This window comes from Mucilaginibacter sp. (assembly GCF_039925265.1).
Lineage (GTDB): Bacteria > Bacteroidota > Bacteroidia > Sphingobacteriales > Sphingobacteriaceae > Mucilaginibacter.
In genome coordinates this window covers 78,498-93,969 of record NZ_JBDSZG010000024.1, presented here as the reverse complement: position 1 = coordinate 93,969, position 15,472 = coordinate 78,498, and the positions used below count along the sequence as shown (strand labels likewise).

Annotated in this window: 14 protein-coding genes; 4 read left to right on the top strand and 10 right to left on the bottom strand. The window is 45.7% G+C overall.

All coding sequences use genetic code 11. The features are described from left to right. Positions 1 to 4 precede the first annotated feature (4 nt). From ABIX36_RS11875 to ABIX36_RS11850, 6 genes are all read right to left on the bottom strand, one after another. Positions 5 to 997, bottom strand: a complete 993-nt coding sequence (locus ABIX36_RS11875) for an FAD:protein FMN transferase (protein WP_348082380.1) — start codon at positions 995 to 997, stop codon at positions 5 to 7. 68 nt (positions 998 to 1,065) lie between these two features. Further along, entirely contained in the window at positions 1,066 to 3,537 is a 2,472-nt protein-coding gene (locus ABIX36_RS11870) for a TonB-dependent receptor (RefSeq protein ID WP_348082379.1), read from the bottom strand. A gap of 244 nt (positions 3,538 to 3,781) precedes the next feature. Next, positions 3,782 to 4,552, bottom strand: coding sequence for an SDR family oxidoreductase (locus tag ABIX36_RS11865; RefSeq protein WP_348082378.1), 771 nt, complete (start codon positions 4,550 to 4,552; stop codon positions 3,782 to 3,784). A gap of 324 nt (positions 4,553 to 4,876) precedes the next feature. Further along, entirely contained in the window at positions 4,877 to 5,659 is a 783-nt protein-coding gene (locus ABIX36_RS11860) for a DUF4249 family protein (protein ID WP_348082377.1), read from the bottom strand. Further along, positions 5,659 to 8,454: a TonB-dependent receptor gene (locus tag ABIX36_RS11855; RefSeq protein WP_348082376.1), complete on the bottom strand. Its 2,796-nt coding sequence runs from the start codon at positions 8,452 to 8,454 to the stop codon at positions 5,659 to 5,661. The genes ABIX36_RS11860 and ABIX36_RS11855 overlap by 1 nt, the downstream gene beginning before the upstream one ends. 103 nt (positions 8,455 to 8,557) lie before the next feature. Continuing rightward, on the bottom strand, positions 8,558 to 9,268 hold the full coding sequence (locus ABIX36_RS11850; RefSeq protein ID WP_348082375.1) for a LytTR family DNA-binding domain-containing protein: 711 nt from the start codon (positions 9,266 to 9,268) through the stop codon (positions 8,558 to 8,560). Between the two features lie 159 nt (positions 9,269 to 9,427). Here ABIX36_RS11850 and ABIX36_RS11845 point away from each other — a divergent pair, with 159 nt between their 5' ends. Both ABIX36_RS11845 and ABIX36_RS11840 read left to right on the top strand, forming a co-directional pair. After that, the gene (locus tag ABIX36_RS11845) at positions 9,428 to 10,534 is read left to right on the top strand and encodes a histidine kinase (protein WP_348082374.1); all 1,107 of its coding nucleotides are present in this window, start codon (positions 9,428 to 9,430) and stop codon (positions 10,532 to 10,534) included. Between the two features lie 81 nt (positions 10,535 to 10,615). Beyond that, positions 10,616 to 10,822, top strand: coding sequence for a hypothetical protein (locus ABIX36_RS11840; protein ID WP_348082373.1), 207 nt, complete (start codon positions 10,616 to 10,618; stop codon positions 10,820 to 10,822). 140 nt (positions 10,823 to 10,962) lie between these two features. Here ABIX36_RS11840 and ABIX36_RS11835 read toward each other — a convergent pair whose 3' ends face one another. Further along, a complete protein-coding gene (locus ABIX36_RS11835; protein WP_348082372.1) occupies positions 10,963 to 11,601 on the bottom strand; it encodes an START domain-containing protein in 639 nt (212 codons plus the stop codon). A gap of 201 nt (positions 11,602 to 11,802) precedes the next feature. Between ABIX36_RS11835 and ABIX36_RS11830 the strand changes: the two genes are divergently transcribed. After that, a complete protein-coding gene (locus ABIX36_RS11830; protein WP_348082371.1) occupies positions 11,803 to 12,945 on the top strand; it encodes an acyltransferase in 1,143 nt (380 codons plus the stop codon). A 277-nt stretch (positions 12,946 to 13,222) separates the two neighbouring features. Then, on the top strand, positions 13,223 to 13,453 hold the full coding sequence (locus ABIX36_RS11825) for a hypothetical protein (protein WP_348082370.1): 231 nt from the start codon (positions 13,223 to 13,225) through the stop codon (positions 13,451 to 13,453). A gap of 3 nt (positions 13,454 to 13,456) precedes the next feature. Here the strand turns inward: ABIX36_RS11825 and ABIX36_RS11820 are convergent, their stop codons facing one another. The 3 genes from ABIX36_RS11820 to ABIX36_RS11810 are packed head-to-tail and all read right to left on the bottom strand — an operon-like array spanning position 13,457 to position 15,465. After that, entirely contained in the window at positions 13,457 to 13,951 is a 495-nt protein-coding gene (locus ABIX36_RS11820; RefSeq protein WP_348082369.1) for a GDYXXLXY domain-containing protein, read from the bottom strand. After that, positions 13,938 to 15,011, bottom strand: a complete 1,074-nt coding sequence (locus tag ABIX36_RS11815) for a DUF4401 domain-containing protein (RefSeq protein ID WP_348082368.1) — start codon at positions 15,009 to 15,011, stop codon at positions 13,938 to 13,940. Before ABIX36_RS11815 ends, ABIX36_RS11820 begins: the two co-directional genes overlap by 14 nt. After that, the gene (locus tag ABIX36_RS11810) at positions 14,998 to 15,465 is read right to left on the bottom strand and encodes a hypothetical protein (RefSeq protein ID WP_348082367.1); all 468 of its coding nucleotides are present in this window, start codon (positions 15,463 to 15,465) and stop codon (positions 14,998 to 15,000) included. Before ABIX36_RS11810 ends, ABIX36_RS11815 begins: the two co-directional genes overlap by 14 nt. Positions 15,466 to 15,472: the final 7 nt, after the last annotated feature.

Sequence of the window (15,472 nt, the reverse complement as noted above, 5' to 3'; positions counted from 1 at the left end):
GCCTTTACTTTTTCAGTTGCAGTTTTTTAAGATGAAGTTTTGGCGATGAAAAGATCCGGCCGGTATCTGTAATAATGATATAGCGGTACGCCGGGAATTTTTTAATAAATTTTAAGGCGGCGGATCTGCCCAAAACCATCATAGAGGTACTGAAGCCGTTAGCCTTTTCGGCACTGGGGCCAAATATGGTAACGCTGCACAGCCCGGTTGCAGGGTAGCCTGTGGCGGGGTTAATAATGTGCGCGTAACGCTTTCCGTTAAACACCACAAATTTTTCATAGCTGCCGGATGTCACCACTGATCCCTGCCGCAAAGGTACTACGGCGATAATGGTATCTTCTTTAAAAGGGTTGGTAACGCCTATAGTCCAGTCGCCGCCATTGGGTTGTTTACCCCAGGTGCTCATATCACCCGATCCGTTTACAATGCCGGCCTTAATTCCTCTCGAAAGCATCAGTTCGCGGCATCTATCGGCTGCATAGCCTTCACCAAGGGCACCGAATCCAATCTTCATCCCCTTCAACCTTAAAAATATAGTGGAGTTTACGCTATCCAGAATAATGTTTTTATAGCCAACTTTCTCTACCGATCTTTTAATAGCCTCCGGCGTGGGCATAGCCTTCATAGAGCCATCGAACTTCCAGATGCGGTCCATCGCCGCGAAGCTGATGTCAAAAGCGCCGCTGGTTATCTGCGATAAATGAAGCCCGCGCTTGGTCAGCTCAAATACTTCTCTATCTACCTTAACCGGGCGGATCCCTGCGTTGGCGTTTACCTGCGATACCTGTGTTTGAGGTTTCCAATCGGATATCAGGTACTCAATACGGGTGACTTCGGCTATCACGGTATCTATATTTTGCTCGGCCGAAATAGAGTCTTTAGCCACGATGCTGATTTGCCAGCGGCTGCCCATTAGTTTAGTTACCCGGGTGCGTAATACCTGCGAATTGGCTGTAAATGCCGATAGCATAAAAACAACGAGGAGGACTCTCTTCATAAAATTTAAAATTCGTAAAAAAACCGGGCACTTTACGCGCCCGGTTAATTATTGTATTAAACCAGAATTTAGAATTTGTACCCCAATGTTGCTGCGAACATGCGCGGCGGGATGGGGTTAAGGCTGTAACGATCGTGTACGATATAATTCATGGTATCGAAGATATTGGAAACCTTAGCCAGTAATGATACGTGCTTAAAGCTATAGCCTGCGGAAAGGTCTACTTTTGCAAAACCCTTTAAAGGAAATAATGCGTTATAAGATGACAAGGCGGCGGTAGTGTTATTTAAGCCCCCCTTAAGGCCGACAACGTTATTATTGCCGCCGTTACGTTTGCCGGTGTAGAATGCCGAAGCACCCAGTTTAAAGCCTTTTATACTGCCTTTATCAAAGGTGTAAAAGATAGAGCCGTTTGCAGTATGTGCAGGGTTGTTAATCAATTTCTCGCCCTCTACTTGCGAGCCTACCTCACCAGTAGTATTGGTATAGCGCATAAAGTTATACCCGTAACCAGCTATAAAGTAAAAGTTTTTAGATAGCGCACCATTAACATCTACCTCAAAGCCATCGCTGGTGGTCTCGCCATTCAACTGCCTAACGTTGGCATTGGTGTTTGGGTTGCCGTTCTGATCGATCAGTGCTGTTTGGGCCAGGTTACTGTTTTGGATGCGGTAAAGGCTTACGTTGGCTGATAAACGGCCATTCAGGAATTCGTTCTTCATACCCAACTCATACTGGTTGATGTATGATGGTTTAAGGTTATTGCCAAAAATATCGGTACCCGAATTGATGGTAAAATTGTTGGTATAGCTTGCGTAAACCGAAGTAGTTTGCTGTGGCTGATAAATTAAAGCCAATTTAGGTGAGAAAGCCTTGTCGGTTTTATCCGCGGCAGTGCCTCTTCTTTCTAACTGCTTATCGTAGTTAAATATGGTAGACTGGATGGCTTTTTGGTACGACCAGCGTACACCGGCCAGTACTTTAAATTTACTGGTTAAGCTGATCAGATCCTGGATATAAATACCGGCACGGTTCTGCGGGGTAATGGTACGGGCAGTATCGGCGATAGAGGGGATATCATTACGGGCGTTAAACGTAGCCGGATCGTTGATATTGATCTTGTCGTATGCGGTACCAACAACGCCGGCAGCGGAGGTGTATTTAAAGGTATTGCCCTCGGTTACTATCCGGGTAAAGTCTGACCCAAGCAACAACTGGTGCTGGAAACGGCCTGTTTTAAAGTTTCCGTTTAAGTTCAATTGAGCGGAATAATCTTTCTCGCCCGATCTTACAGCACTCAAAGCCCTGTTCCAATCACCGTTTGCAGCAATTGTGGTAGGCACGCCCACCCCAAAGCCATTTATGCGTGTGTTTTGAATGGCACCGATAGCATTTAGTTTCCAGTTATCGTTAAATTTATGGTTTACGGTTAAGTAACCCGAGGTTTGTTTGGTATTATTATAAGCCCAGTTAGGGTATATAAAGCGGTTACGAGGCTCGTTTGGCACTTCGGTTACCGTAATACGGTTATTGGGTATGCCCACGCCTGCATCAGGCACCAGGTCTGATTTTAAGTAATCAAACTGAAAAAGCACATCGGTTTTTTGGCCTATTTTATAAAGTAATGATGGGTTGATATAAGTACGGTGCGTGTTCACTACATCGCGGTAGCTTTTAGCATCTTCATGCGTACCAACTACGCGGAAAGCCAGGTTTTTGGTTATAGGGCCGTAAATATCAAGCGTTGGCTTGTATTGGTTGTAACTGCCGAGCAACATAGATACCGATCCGCCCCAGTCGAACCTTGGTTTTTTGGTAACCATATTGATCACCACCCCGCCTGATACGTTACCGTATAGCAACGCAGAACTGCCTTTAAGCACTTCTATCGATTCCAAGGTACTTGCATCAGGGAAACCCTGCGTATTAGATATAATGCCGTTTTTAAAGATGCTGCCACCAGAACCGGCCACACCAATGCTGTAGCCACGTGCAGAAAAGGTTTCGGCTACGCCGTTACGGGTTTGTGTAAGCGAAACACCACTTACGTTCTTAAGCACATCGCCCAGGCGAACCGCTTGCTGATCGGCAATTACGGTGCTGCTGATAACACCTGTACTTTGCGGCAGATCCAGTGGACGGATATTAGCTTTACCTAAAGATACCGGCTTATTAAGGGTTTGCGAGCCAGTGATAACAACTTCTTTAAGTTGGGATGAGTTCTCGGTTAAGTTAAAATCTACCCGACTGGTGTTACCAGCGGTTACTGTTACAGGCTGTTCCTGTGTTTTTAAGCCAACAAATGAAACTTTAAGGGTGTAGCTACCAGGTTTAATATTTTTAAGTTCGTATTTACCGTCTTCATCTGCTGTGGTGCCTTTATTGGTACCTGCAAGGCCTACGCTTACATAAGCGGCAGGTTTGCCATCACTGGTTCTTAAAGTACCGGCTATGTTTCCGGTTTTAGATTGTGCGAGAAGTAGCGGCGCGTATAGACTAACGGAGAGTATAAGCAGTAAAATTGTATAGAGTTTTTTCATGCTGTTTTTATTTAGATTAATTCTAATCTGACGCAAAAATAAAAACTTTGCGCTAAATTCCCAATATTATTTAGAATAAGTTTAAATAAGCTATTGCCCGTTTTGGCGAGCACGTCATTTATAGATTGCACCTAACGGCGCAAAAATTCTATCCTTCCTGATGCTACAAAGCGATAGCGCCGATGGCGCAGAAAAAGATGGGTACAGAGTTGGTATAAAAGGTAAAAGCAGCGATGCCGAACAATTATTTTAGTCCGTCTGGCAAAACGCTTACAGCGGTCCATCCGCCATCCACCAGCAGGCTTTGCCCGGTAATTTGCCTTGCTCCGTCAGACACCAAAAATAAAACGGTGCTTGCAATGTCTGATACATGGTTCGGGCGACCCATGGGTGTTATGGTTTTCCAGATCTGCTCATAATCAGCTTCCTGGATGGTGCGTTCTGTTAAGGTGGCACCGGGTGCTACGGTGTTTACCGTTATTCTGTATTGTGATAACTCGATGACCAGATTTTTAGCCAGCATTTCTAATGCGGCCTTGGTCATGGCGTAGGCGGCCAAACTCTTGAGTGCCTGGTGCCCCACTGCCGACGACATAAATAAAATGGATCCGCCTTTACCCTGCAGCTTCATTTGTTTTGCTGCCGCCTGTGTTAAAAAGAAGGTGCCTGCCAAATTCACTTTCATTACCTTCGAAAAATCTTCCTCCGAATAGGTGAGGAAATCACCATACAGGGTTATCCCCGCGTTGGCTATTACAATATCCAGGCTCCCGTATAAAGTTACAGCAGTGGCAACCATTTCGTTAATAAAGCCCACGTTGCTGCAATCGCCCGGCATAGCGTGGCAATTGCCGGCCTGGCCACCGTCTATCATCGCTGATGCTTTAACCGCGAGTGCCGGGTCAATATCGTTCAATACAACCTTTGCGCCTTGTTCTGCCAGCATCCTGCAAATTTCAAACCCGATGCCCTGGCCTGCTCCCGTTACTATGGCTACTTTATTTTTAAAACTCATGGTACTACATTAATACGATTCTATTAAAACTTATACCCTGCTCCGCTCGCCCAAAAACATATTACGCGTTAAATATGCATGCACTTGGTTGGCATACAATTTATTACAGTACGGTCCCGCTAAGGGTTTGTCGCAATTGGTTTATTAAATTGGCTCGGTTGGGGTAACCTTTATCAAATGTATTAAACGGCTTTTAAAAAAAGCATAAGGCGGGTATTTTTTAAATCTACGGAGGTATTTAGCCAGCCGGCTACAAACGTATATAGCCCGGAGATCTAAGATCAACCGGGCTATATACACCTACTGTTTAGCACGACACGTGCGTTAATTGGTAAGGCTCATCCTGATGGTATCTGCCTGCATGGCGGTAAATATGCCATAGCCGTTTGTAATATTTCCAGGCGGATTATTCAACTGCTGCGAATTGGTGTTGGTATTGGTGGTGAGGATATCGCTATACTCTTTATTTACGGTATACAGTATGGCGCTGTACTCCCCGGCATACCTAAACGGCCTGTATGACACATCATAAGAATCTACCTTTTTGGCATTGACGGTAAAATTCGACGGCAGGTTACCATTTCCGTTGGCATAGGTATTGGCTTCATCGTATTTAAAAACAAGCACATGATATAAAGAATCAGGGTTATTCCAGCTAAACCTAACCGCAGTGGAATCCGACTCTAAAGGCGTTACGCCAACCCGGATGGCAAACTTAGTAGTTGAGGCTGTGTAATTGGTGGTATAAACGGGCATTAAACTACTTGCCGTTATCACGCTATTTTTATAGGCAAACTGCAAAGTATACGTTTTGCCGGCTTGCAGAAATGTCGAATCGGCATAAGTATAAATACCGGTTGTGGTTTCGGCGAGTTGTACGGTTTGCGTCCCGTCAGATAATACCAACTGTAAACCACCTATGCGCGCACCATAAGCTGCCGTATCGCTAAAGGCTTTTTGCTCATATAAATTAACTTTTACCGGGTGTCCCATCAGCAGGTAACTAATCACAACAGGTCTTTCGGCTACGGTTGCCGTGCCATCCTTTTTACAGGATGAAAGTACAGTGCTTATAGCCAGGAGGCTATATAAAATTCTCTTTACCATTATTTTAGTTTTAGGCTGAGGGTGATATTGGGGGTTAGGCCCAGGTACTTAACTGTAGTGGTAACCACCTGGTTGCCGCGGATGTAGTACTCGTTGTACCATGTGTTGCGGTGGTTATACACGTTAAACAGTGAGAAACTGATACTGCCTATTTTGGTGGCATCGGTTTTAAGCAAGTCGTATGTGGCCGATAGGTCAAGCCTGTGGTAGGCCGGCAAACGCTCGCCATTTTTTTCGCTTACCGATAGGTAGCTTATTTTATTCCCATCCAAAGTGTTGATATTATAAACGCCGGCAGGCGCGGTGTATGGGTGCCCGGTGCTGAATATAAACGTGGCGGCAAAGCTCCAGCGTTGCAGGTGGTACATGTTTACAGATTTAAACTCGTGCCTTATATCCTGCGCAGCAGAAAAATAACTGGTACCATAAGCATCAAATTTGTTTTTAGCCTCGGCAAGCGTGTAGCTTATCCACCCGGTGTACACGCCGGTTTTCTTTTGCAGCAGAAACTCTATCCCCTTTGCATAGCCGCTGCCATTGTAAAAGTTTTCGGTAACGGTTGTAGCTGTGGCTGCCCCTCCGCCACCGCCCATTGGACCACCACCGCCGGGCCCACCGCCAAGCTGGCGGATAGAATATTCGGTAAGCCCGTTTAGCTTTTTGTAATAGCCCTCTACATCAAATAATAGCTTATCAGTTTCGTAACTGGTGCCTAAAATAAAATGATCTGATACCCCTACCGGGATATTGCTGTTATTGGCCAGCACCCAAAAATTACGGTCGCCTCCTGCTACGTCTTCGCGGATCACCCGATCGGTAAACTGGTAAAACCTGCCTGTGGCGCCTTTCAGGTTAATATGATCGGTAAGGTGATAAATGGCGGATAACCTCGGCTCGTAATAAAGGTTACCCGTTTGAGAAAAGTAAGTTGTACGGAACCCCGGCTGGATATGCCACCTGCCGTTGGGCTCGTATTCCAGCTCGGTGTAGGCGCCCGTTGTTGAGCCCGAATTATGCTGATTGATAAGCGTTGTGGTATCGTTTTGGGTGTAGGTGTAGTCTATCTTCACATTAGAGTTAAAACCGCCGAACAGCACTTTAATTTTTGATGCAGCGTTCCACTCCCAGTCAGATTTTATACCCACATCCTTTAACCGGTTATTCTCTAATATCCCATTATTGATGGTTGTGGTGGTAGCGCTATCCGTTATGGTGCCGGTGGTGCCGCGATCCCTGTCGCTAAAGAAACTGGAGTAACTCAACACCGTGCTCCCGAACAGCTTCTGGCTTGGCGTGGTGTTCCATTTTACGCTGGTACCCAGGTTGCCGTAGTGCGTATCATCGGCAATGTTAAGCGTTCCGCCCGATGAAGCAAGGAAGGACGGTAAAGTCATTTCGCGGCTGTTATCCAACCTGTCGGCACCTGTGTAAAGGCTCCAGCTAAACGTATTTTTGGTAGATGGCGCGTAGGTGAACTTGGTATTCAGATCGTAAAAGTATGATGATGGTGTGGTTTGATTATTGAAACCACCGCCGCCGCCACCGGGGCCGCCCCGGATAGCACCACCACCAGTATTGGCAGCGCTGGAGTTAAATTGCCCAAACAGCTTATTATACAGCGGCCCCTGGTACGAACGCCTGATAGCTATTAAAGCTGAGGCATTTGAGCCAACAGGTGTTTCGGCATAAACATTGGTACTAAGCAGGCTGATATCGCCGCCAATGTTAACTTCTTTCTTATTGCCATCCTTACCACGCACCTCGGTAACACTGGAGAGCCGGCCACCATACTTGGACGAAAAGCCACCTTTGTACAGCTCCACATCGCGCACGGCGTTACTGTTAAAAGCACTGAAAAAGCCGTACAGGTGATCTACCTGGTAAATAGTGAAGCCATCAAAGGTAACCAGGTTCTGGTCGGGTGTGCCGCCGCGTACATAGATCCCTGATGATGATTCGTTTGTGGCTGCAACACCCGGCATCAGCTGAAAGGAGCGCATGATATCCTTTTCGCCAATGTTGGGCAGTTTATCAAGCAACGCCGGCGTAAGCTGTATCACACTCACCTTTTTGCTATCGGTGTTCAGCACGCCCTTCTTTCTGCCTGTGATAACCACCTGGCTAAGCGAGTTTAACGAGGGGTAGAGCGAAAAACTTATATTCCCCTTAACGCTATTGCTATCCAAACGGAAAATATCCGGCTGGTAACCAATAAACGATACATCAACCACCGAGGTGTCTGAAGGGATATCGAGTATAGTGAAATTACCGCTGGTGTTGGTTAGGGCGCTCAGATCTGTACCACGAATGCGCACGCTGGCACCGGGCAGCGATTCGCCCGTTTTCTGATCGGTAACGTGGCCGGTTAAGGCAAACATAAAATGCTTGGGCGCGTTGGCAGGCGGTGGCAATATCACCGGTTTAAAGCCGCGCGCGGTTTGGTTAAGCTCGTAGCGTTTTTTGAGGCGGGGCAGGTCATCCGGATTTTGCAGAATGTAGAGGGTACCATCGTTCTCTATCCAGTATTGAAGCCCATTGGCTTTACAGGCAAACTTTAAAACCTTACCTAAGGGTTCATCAAAAAAGTGCTCGGTAATATCCATCTGCATCAGCGAGTCGCGCTCAAAAACAATGGGGATATCGTACTCGGCAGCGAGGGTATCCATCAACTGATCGAGCGTGCAGGTAAAAAAATGATCTACCCTTATCTTTTTAAGTTTTTCGCGTGTGGTTTGCCCATAGGCAACCCCGCTCAGGAAAATAAACAGGAATGTGTAACGTAGTTTTCTATCCATCAAATTAGCATGATGCAGCTAATTTGGGTGATGAGAAACGGGCTGTCAAATAAAAGAGATGAAGCCTACTTTTGTATAGACCAACGCACTATATGTGCAGCAGTTAAATCGTCTTCCCCGTCATCCGGCTGATAACTTCGCGGTAATTATCAGTATAGGGCACTTCGGCATCCTCCAGTTTAATGCGCCCTTTACGTACCGATTGCACGTATCCCAGGTTCACGATATATGATTTATGTGTACGGAAGAACTGGTGCGCAGGTAACTGTTCCTCCAATGCTTTGATGGTTATGCGCGACAATACCGGCTTGGCAATTCCGTTGCGGTGCAGCTTTACATAATCCTTCAGCCCTTCTATATAGGTGATCTCGCCATGATTGATTCTGATGAGGTTGTAATCGGCATATACAAAAAGATGGTCGCGGTTGGGTTCCGGCGCTACTGTTGCAGGTTTGTTTTGGATATTGTGCAGGTGAAACGCTTTGTTGCAGGCTTTCAAAAAACGCTCCAAAGGCACCGGTTTCAGCAGGTAATCTACCACGTCCAGCTCGAAACCATCCATGGCAAATTCGTGGTAAGCGGTTATAAATATGACCATGGGCTTTTGGGCAAGGCTTTTCACAAACTGCAGCCCTGTAATGCCGGGCATTTGTATATCACAGAAGATCAGGTCGACCGGCTCGGTATGTAATACCTGCATGGCCTGCGCCGCCGAGCGGCAACTGGCTACCAATTGCAGGCGTGGCATCTGTTTTATATTATCTTCCAAAAGTTCGAGCGCAAGTGGCTCGTCATCAATAATTATACACCGCATATCTACCTGGGCAAGCATTAGGGGCTTACACTACTCAAAGAAACACCATGCGGCACACATTATTATTTTTTTAACATTATTTAACGCGTTTGGTCTCGTCATTAAGGGCATTGGTCGAGTGTTTTTGCACATTATAGCATTTTAAACCTTCTTTGCCGCATGAATAAACCGCGCTACAAACCCTGGGTATATAATTTGCTGCCTGTATTGGTGTGGTTCCTGTTATTGGTGCTGCCCTTCGTAAGTTCGCCACCCAATATGCCCGAGTGGATGCGGCATCACTTTATAACCAACATTGTCACCTCCAATATCATATTGCTGATACTGTTTTATATACATACTTACTTGCTTTATCCCTTATTGCAAAAACGGGGATGGCCGTTATACCTAACTTCGCTAACCGCTTTACTGGCTTGCTACTGGGTATACTGGTGGCTTTTCAGGGGGACGCCACCGCGCCCGCCAGGGGGTAGTTTTCCACAGAATTGGAAGGATTCGATTCCCAACCGGCCGGGCGATACAAACCCCGGTCGGCGATCATTCGGCCCGCAGATGGGCCGGGGGCCGGGTATATTTATGCCTATACTTTCACCCTTTATTGCGCTGCTTTGCAGTTTTTGCTACCGTATAATTTTAGACAATAATGCCCGCCAACAAGCATTAAAAGAAAGGGAGACCGTACACCTCCGTACCGAACTTAGCTTCCTGCGCTCGCAGATCAACCCGCATTTTTTGTTTAACGTATTAAATAACCTTACCTCTCTCGCCCGCAAAAAATCCGACCAGGTAGAACCCGCCATCATGAACCTATCGCACCTGATGCGTTATATGCTTTACGAAAGCGACGATAACCGCGTACTGTTGGATAAAGAAATAGCTTACCTGAATAGCTATATAGAACTGCAATTATTGCGATTTGGAAGCGAATTAAAGGTTAAGGCGGATATGGCCGGCGACTATTCTGCCTACCACATTGGTCCTATGCTGCTCATCGCGCTGGTAGAAAACGCATTTAAACACGGCACAGATACTCTGGGGCAAACCACCATTCACATCGCCTTGAAAATACCCGCAGGCGAGCGTAAATTATACTTTAGCATTGTGAATGAGATACAACAGCAGGAGAACCCACCCCGCCCAAGCGGGGGTATAGGATTAAAGAACGTAAAGCGCAGGCTGTACATCCTTTACCCCGGCAAACACCAATTAACAACCACCAATACCGGCACACTATTCTCCGCGGAATTGACTATAGAACTTGATTAGCCCCTTATTTTAGCTAATGCGCTTTGGAAATGAGCCTTTCTTGCCTTATATTGTGATATCTTTACCGTTAAATATAACACCATGAAACACGATGAAGTTGTTGCCGCGCTAAAAGTAATTTCCGAGAAGGGAATGGCGATAAATATCAGCAAGGACGACCTGCAAGATCTGAGATTGTACAACCTGATAGAGGTTCCCAAAGGCGCGGAAAAAGAACGGTCACCGGCCTGTACTTTAACCAAAAAAGGCAGGGTAATGTTAAAGGCTAATTTGAAGCCCAAAGCCTGATGACCGCCAAAAACGGCGAAATCACCTGCGAAAATTTACGCTATTTTTTAATTTTTAAGGCTTTGGGGCAAAAACACTGCTTTTTCATCTTTTTCTAATACTTTTTTTGACGGAAGCGGTCAACATCTTAAAGACTGCCTTTAATCTTTTATAAAACTTACTCCCTGCGCGTATTCCGGTTTTTTCAACTGCTTTTTTAATCCCTGGAAACTCCTGGTGGGGCCTTCTGCGGCAAGCATGTTGATCAACCAGGCGGGGATGTTTCCCCCGGGATCTACCTGAAGGGTATACACCACTTTTATCTTATCTTTTTGTATCGGTGTGATGATCCATTCGCCTTTGGACGCGGTTATCCTCACAATATCGTCCTTCACCGGCACGAAACCCGGCACGGCGGGGCCATCTACCGTTACCACTTTGGTTTCAGGATTTTGGTGTACAATGAGGTGAGCAACAAAATCGCGGTTGGTAGCTGGCCAGGGTACGTCAATTTCTGAATAGTAATATACCTCTGATGGTGATACCTGTTTTATCAGTGTACACAGTTTGGTGTGCGAAACCCACTCGGTGCAGCCCTTTACATCCAGCAGCACCTTTACCAATTGCGCTGCGGTAGCGTTTAATTCCGCCTCCACTTTTATGGCTTTAAATTTAGAGCCCGGCACCAAACTGGTAAAAACCTTTATACCGTCTTTATCTGTTTTGGGGGTCCATTTATATTGGGCGGAGGCGGTGGATATTCTTAAAATAAATAAAAGTAAAAGTAACTTTTTGTACATGGAACAACTTTAATACTGCTAAACGCCGCAAAATAGAAATTATTAGCCTCATGTATTATTCCTGCTACAATTATGACAATCTACAGGTAAACGGGCACTGAAATGCGCTGGAGGCATCTATTATAAGAATGCCGGCTTGCTAAAACGCCGCAATTTTTATCGCCCCGTGTTTTTACAAAGGAGTTTTAGTATTATTGCTATGTGAACCCTGCTACCGCTCCACAAAAAGAAATAACCAAACTAAACCATATCGACCTGCTGCGGGGCGTAGCGGTTATTCTGGTGGTGATCACCCACGTGGCCTTAACCGACCTCAATATCAGCGAGGTGAGCCGCTCGCGACTAATTTTTGGCCAGATTGGCGTACAGCTCTTCTTTTTCCTTTCGGCGTATACGCTGTGCCGGTCGATGAATGTACGGCGTGAGCAAAGCTATATCCGCAATTTCTACATCCGCAGGTTGTTCAGGATAGCGCCATTGTATTATACCGGCATTGTACTATACTTTTTACTGGCACATATCCCGGCGCTAAACCTTGGCGGGCCATTATCAAAAGCCGAAGTTTACACACCAGGCAATATCCTGCTGAATGTATCCTTCCTGCATAGCTTTGTGCCGGGCGCTTACAATTCCATTGTGCCTGGGGGCTGGTCCATCGGTACCGAAATGCTGTTTTACCTCATGTTCCCGGCAATTTTTCTGCTCTATAGTAAAATAAATAATACCAGCCTCCTCTATCTAATCCCTGTATTAGCCTTTATACTGGCCAATATTTACATGGTTGCAACGTACCAGGTTGTTGAAGGTGCTGTCTTTACCGATCACTTTTACTTTGCTTTTATCCTGAATCAATTACCTGTGTTTGCCCTGGGCATCAGCTATTTTTTTTTAGAAAGGTCGGCCCCGCTAAAAATATCGCCGCTTATCAGCCTGGCAGCTTTCCTGTCCTTGTTTGGCGTAGCTTTTCTGCTCTCGCGGAAGCTGGCGCATAACATCAACCTCACTATATTTATAGCAGGCATCTCCTTTGGTTTCCTGTTTAACTTTTTTAAGAATGCCAATGTCAACCTGCCCCTGCTGCACCGCATCGGGCAGTTATCATTCTCTATTTATATCTTCCATTTTTTGTTTGCTTACCCCTTGGCTTACAAAATAAGCACAATGATATCGGGCCATTTAAATGCCAGTACGGTATTGGTGATCAATTTTGTTGTTTCGTTATCGTTATCGGCTGTGGTAGCTATGCTATCTGAAAAGTATATCGAAAAACCAGGGATCAACCTTGGTAAAAAACTGATAAAAAGCATGGAAAAACCATCCGCCCAAACCCTAATTGTAAAATAATTTTTATCGCGATGAAAATTAAATTAGCCATTTGCTCGCTTCCTCCTTATTTTACTCAACCCTGCATGCGCCGTGTTTAAAAACAACTGGTGCGAAAACTCCATATCGGTAGCGCGCGGACCAATTGTATACGCCATAAAAATTGGCGAACAAGTGAATCACGGATAAAGACTCAGTAGATTATGGTAAGGCTTACGACGAGATCCGCCCTACACCACCCTGGAACTACGTTTTGATAGCCCGCCCGGATAATAAGCTGAATGAACATTATAAAGTTGTGACCACAGGCGCGGCAGCAAACTACCCCTGGAGTATAAATAACAGCCCCATCATTATTAAAACCAAAGGCAAGCGCGTACCCTCATGGGGTTTGTATAACGATATGACCGGCCAACTCCCCTACAGTATTGGATACGGATTGGATGCCCAAAAGGAGGAAGATATTATTTTGGTTCCCTATGGCTGTACCAGGTTGCGAGTGTCGCAGTTCCCGGTGGTACAGCAGTAGTGATTAATATTTAATGAGCCGGTAATGCTCATCATAAAGGCCTTCTAAAACACTGTTACCGGCATCATCTATTTTGATACCGCCATATTTAGCCGCCTGGAATCGCTGGCCCTGCCCTTCCTCAAAAAAGAAGGATTCGGCACCAATACGGGCATTAACGGAGCGCCAGCCCGGTGCAGAAAAGTATTTAACGGCAAGCTCACCGGGTTTTAATGGCTGCAATTCGTCCTGAAAACGCTGCTTTTTTGCCACACCGTGCTCATCTAAAGTAACAATGCAGTAACCACGTTTGGTTATGCCCGCCGGTGCCGTGCTTATTTCGTAATTCAACTGCATATAATCACCCTGCATTAACGACCTTGGGTCTACCGGGGCAAGGCGCAGCAACACCAGTTTCCCTTTGCTCAACGTTTTCTCCTTGGCCATGATAGCCCAATTGAAATACCCAACCAGCAACAGCAGGTTAAGTAAAACAATGATGCGCTTAGTTTTGCTCATACCGTTTTAATTGTTTTTTAAGGATGAACCATGCCGACAAAAATATAGCGCCCGACGCCATCATCAGCTCCGATTTTAGAAGAAGCGTGTAATCCAAATCGTAATAATACTGGCTGGTAAAATATATCAGCGCTATTACACCAACTATTAAACCGGTGCGGTGCCCGGTATGGTGACTCAGAAAAATAATGAGCAGGGCACCACAAATAGCCGGTGCAAAAACGGCAGATAACATCATGAGCCCACCCATTAGGTAAATGAGCGCTTTGCTTTTTACTTCGGTAAGGGCAAGTGAGTCAACAACCTGGTACAGCACAAAGCCGGTTATTAAAATAATGATTCCGCCCGATAGGTAGCCGTCGTTTAAATCCCGATCATGTAACTCGCGGATGCCCAAATAGCATAAAAGCCCTATAAACGCGAAAAGGAAACCATTTCGCAATGCCATATACCGGGTATTCAAAGGCGGGTTTTGTGCAATCAATTCGGTTTCGGACAAGCTTAACCAGGCATAACCGGCCGCAAACAGCAAGGTGTACACGTGTACAGTTTCGTAGCTATCGTTTATAAAAACGAAGGAGAACAAACATGCGGAAGCGACCAGCACCGAAAAGAAATTCAACATATAGCCCGATGTGATGACAGGGGTTATAATGGCCAATAGCAGCAACGCGGTTGCAATTATATTGGAATCCATACGCATTTGAGACATGCCAAAGCCCACCATGGCATAGCTGGCCAGGTATGATGATATAAGCAGAGTATCTAAAACCGTGTTGGTAGATGTTTTATTTAATACGATAGCGCAGCCCATTACCAATAAACCGATAAATATGGCCAAAGCGGGCACTGACATGAGCGTTATGCCAACAAAACCCAAAAAGAAGCCGGCAGCCAGCAAACCGCCCGCAATGGACAATAATTTGATCCCCAGCCCCTGATACGAGCTTTCATCTGCCGTCAATTCTTTTTCAATGGCCTCGCGGTGTATTGACAAGTCCCAATCATACTCTTCGCTAACGGTCTGTAAAAGTGTGTCTACTTTACTATTTGTTTCCATTCCAGCTTTTATTTAGGGTGATGAGTGCGTTTACCAATACCGTAATACTAATGATGACAAAAAGGCTAACGAAAAAAAACACCCCCCCGGAGTTCCTGGCAAACACCTTAAACAGCCATGACGATATGATAATAATGATACTTAACGGGATGATACACAGGTAATAAAGCGACCGGTTTTTTAAACTATAACTTACCGCAAATCCATAAACCAAAACAAGCGCCAGTAAAGCTATCCAAAGCGTATCGGCATAACCATTGTAACTATCAAATATGCCAGTAACTATACTAACGGTTATGCAGCCGGCAGCACTTAAAGCCACTACTTTGCTAAAATAACCCGGCACCATCCCCGCAGTGCGGCCCCGGTAAAACAATTGCGTTATACCAATTGCCCCAACATTTATGGCAAAAAGCACTAAGCAGAGCGTTGTGGCTTCCCATGTAGGCCCCACCTGCGCG

Excerpts from the sequence above, each read along its gene's own strand:
- ABIX36_RS11875 (WP_348082380.1), bottom strand. The coding sequence starts at position 997 with ATGAAGAGAGTCCTCCTCGTTGTTTTTATGCTATCGGCATTTACAGCC.
- ABIX36_RS11870 (WP_348082379.1), bottom strand. The coding sequence starts at position 3,537 with ATGAAAAAACTCTATACAATTTTACTGCTTATACTCTCCGTTAGTCTA.
- ABIX36_RS11865 (WP_348082378.1), bottom strand. The coding sequence starts at position 4,552 with ATGAGTTTTAAAAATAAAGTAGCCATAGTAACGGGAGCAGGCCAGGGC.
- ABIX36_RS11860 (WP_348082377.1), bottom strand. The coding sequence starts at position 5,659 with ATGGTAAAGAGAATTTTATATAGCCTCCTGGCTATAAGCACTGTACTT.
- ABIX36_RS11855 (WP_348082376.1), bottom strand. The coding sequence starts at position 8,454 with ATGGATAGAAAACTACGTTACACATTCCTGTTTATTTTCCTGAGCGGG.
- ABIX36_RS11850 (WP_348082375.1), bottom strand. The coding sequence starts at position 9,268 with ATGCGGTGTATAATTATTGATGACGAGCCACTTGCGCTCGAACTTTTG.
- ABIX36_RS11845 (WP_348082374.1), top strand. The coding sequence starts at position 9,428 with ATGAATAAACCGCGCTACAAACCCTGGGTATATAATTTGCTGCCTGTA.
- ABIX36_RS11840 (WP_348082373.1), top strand. The coding sequence starts at position 10,616 with ATGAAACACGATGAAGTTGTTGCCGCGCTAAAAGTAATTTCCGAGAAG.
- ABIX36_RS11835 (WP_348082372.1), bottom strand. The coding sequence starts at position 11,601 with ATGTACAAAAAGTTACTTTTACTTTTATTTATTTTAAGAATATCCACC.
- ABIX36_RS11820 (WP_348082369.1), bottom strand. The coding sequence starts at position 13,951 with ATGAGCAAAACTAAGCGCATCATTGTTTTACTTAACCTGCTGTTGCTG.
- ABIX36_RS11815 (WP_348082368.1), bottom strand. The coding sequence starts at position 15,011 with ATGGAAACAAATAGTAAAGTAGACACACTTTTACAGACCGTTAGCGAA.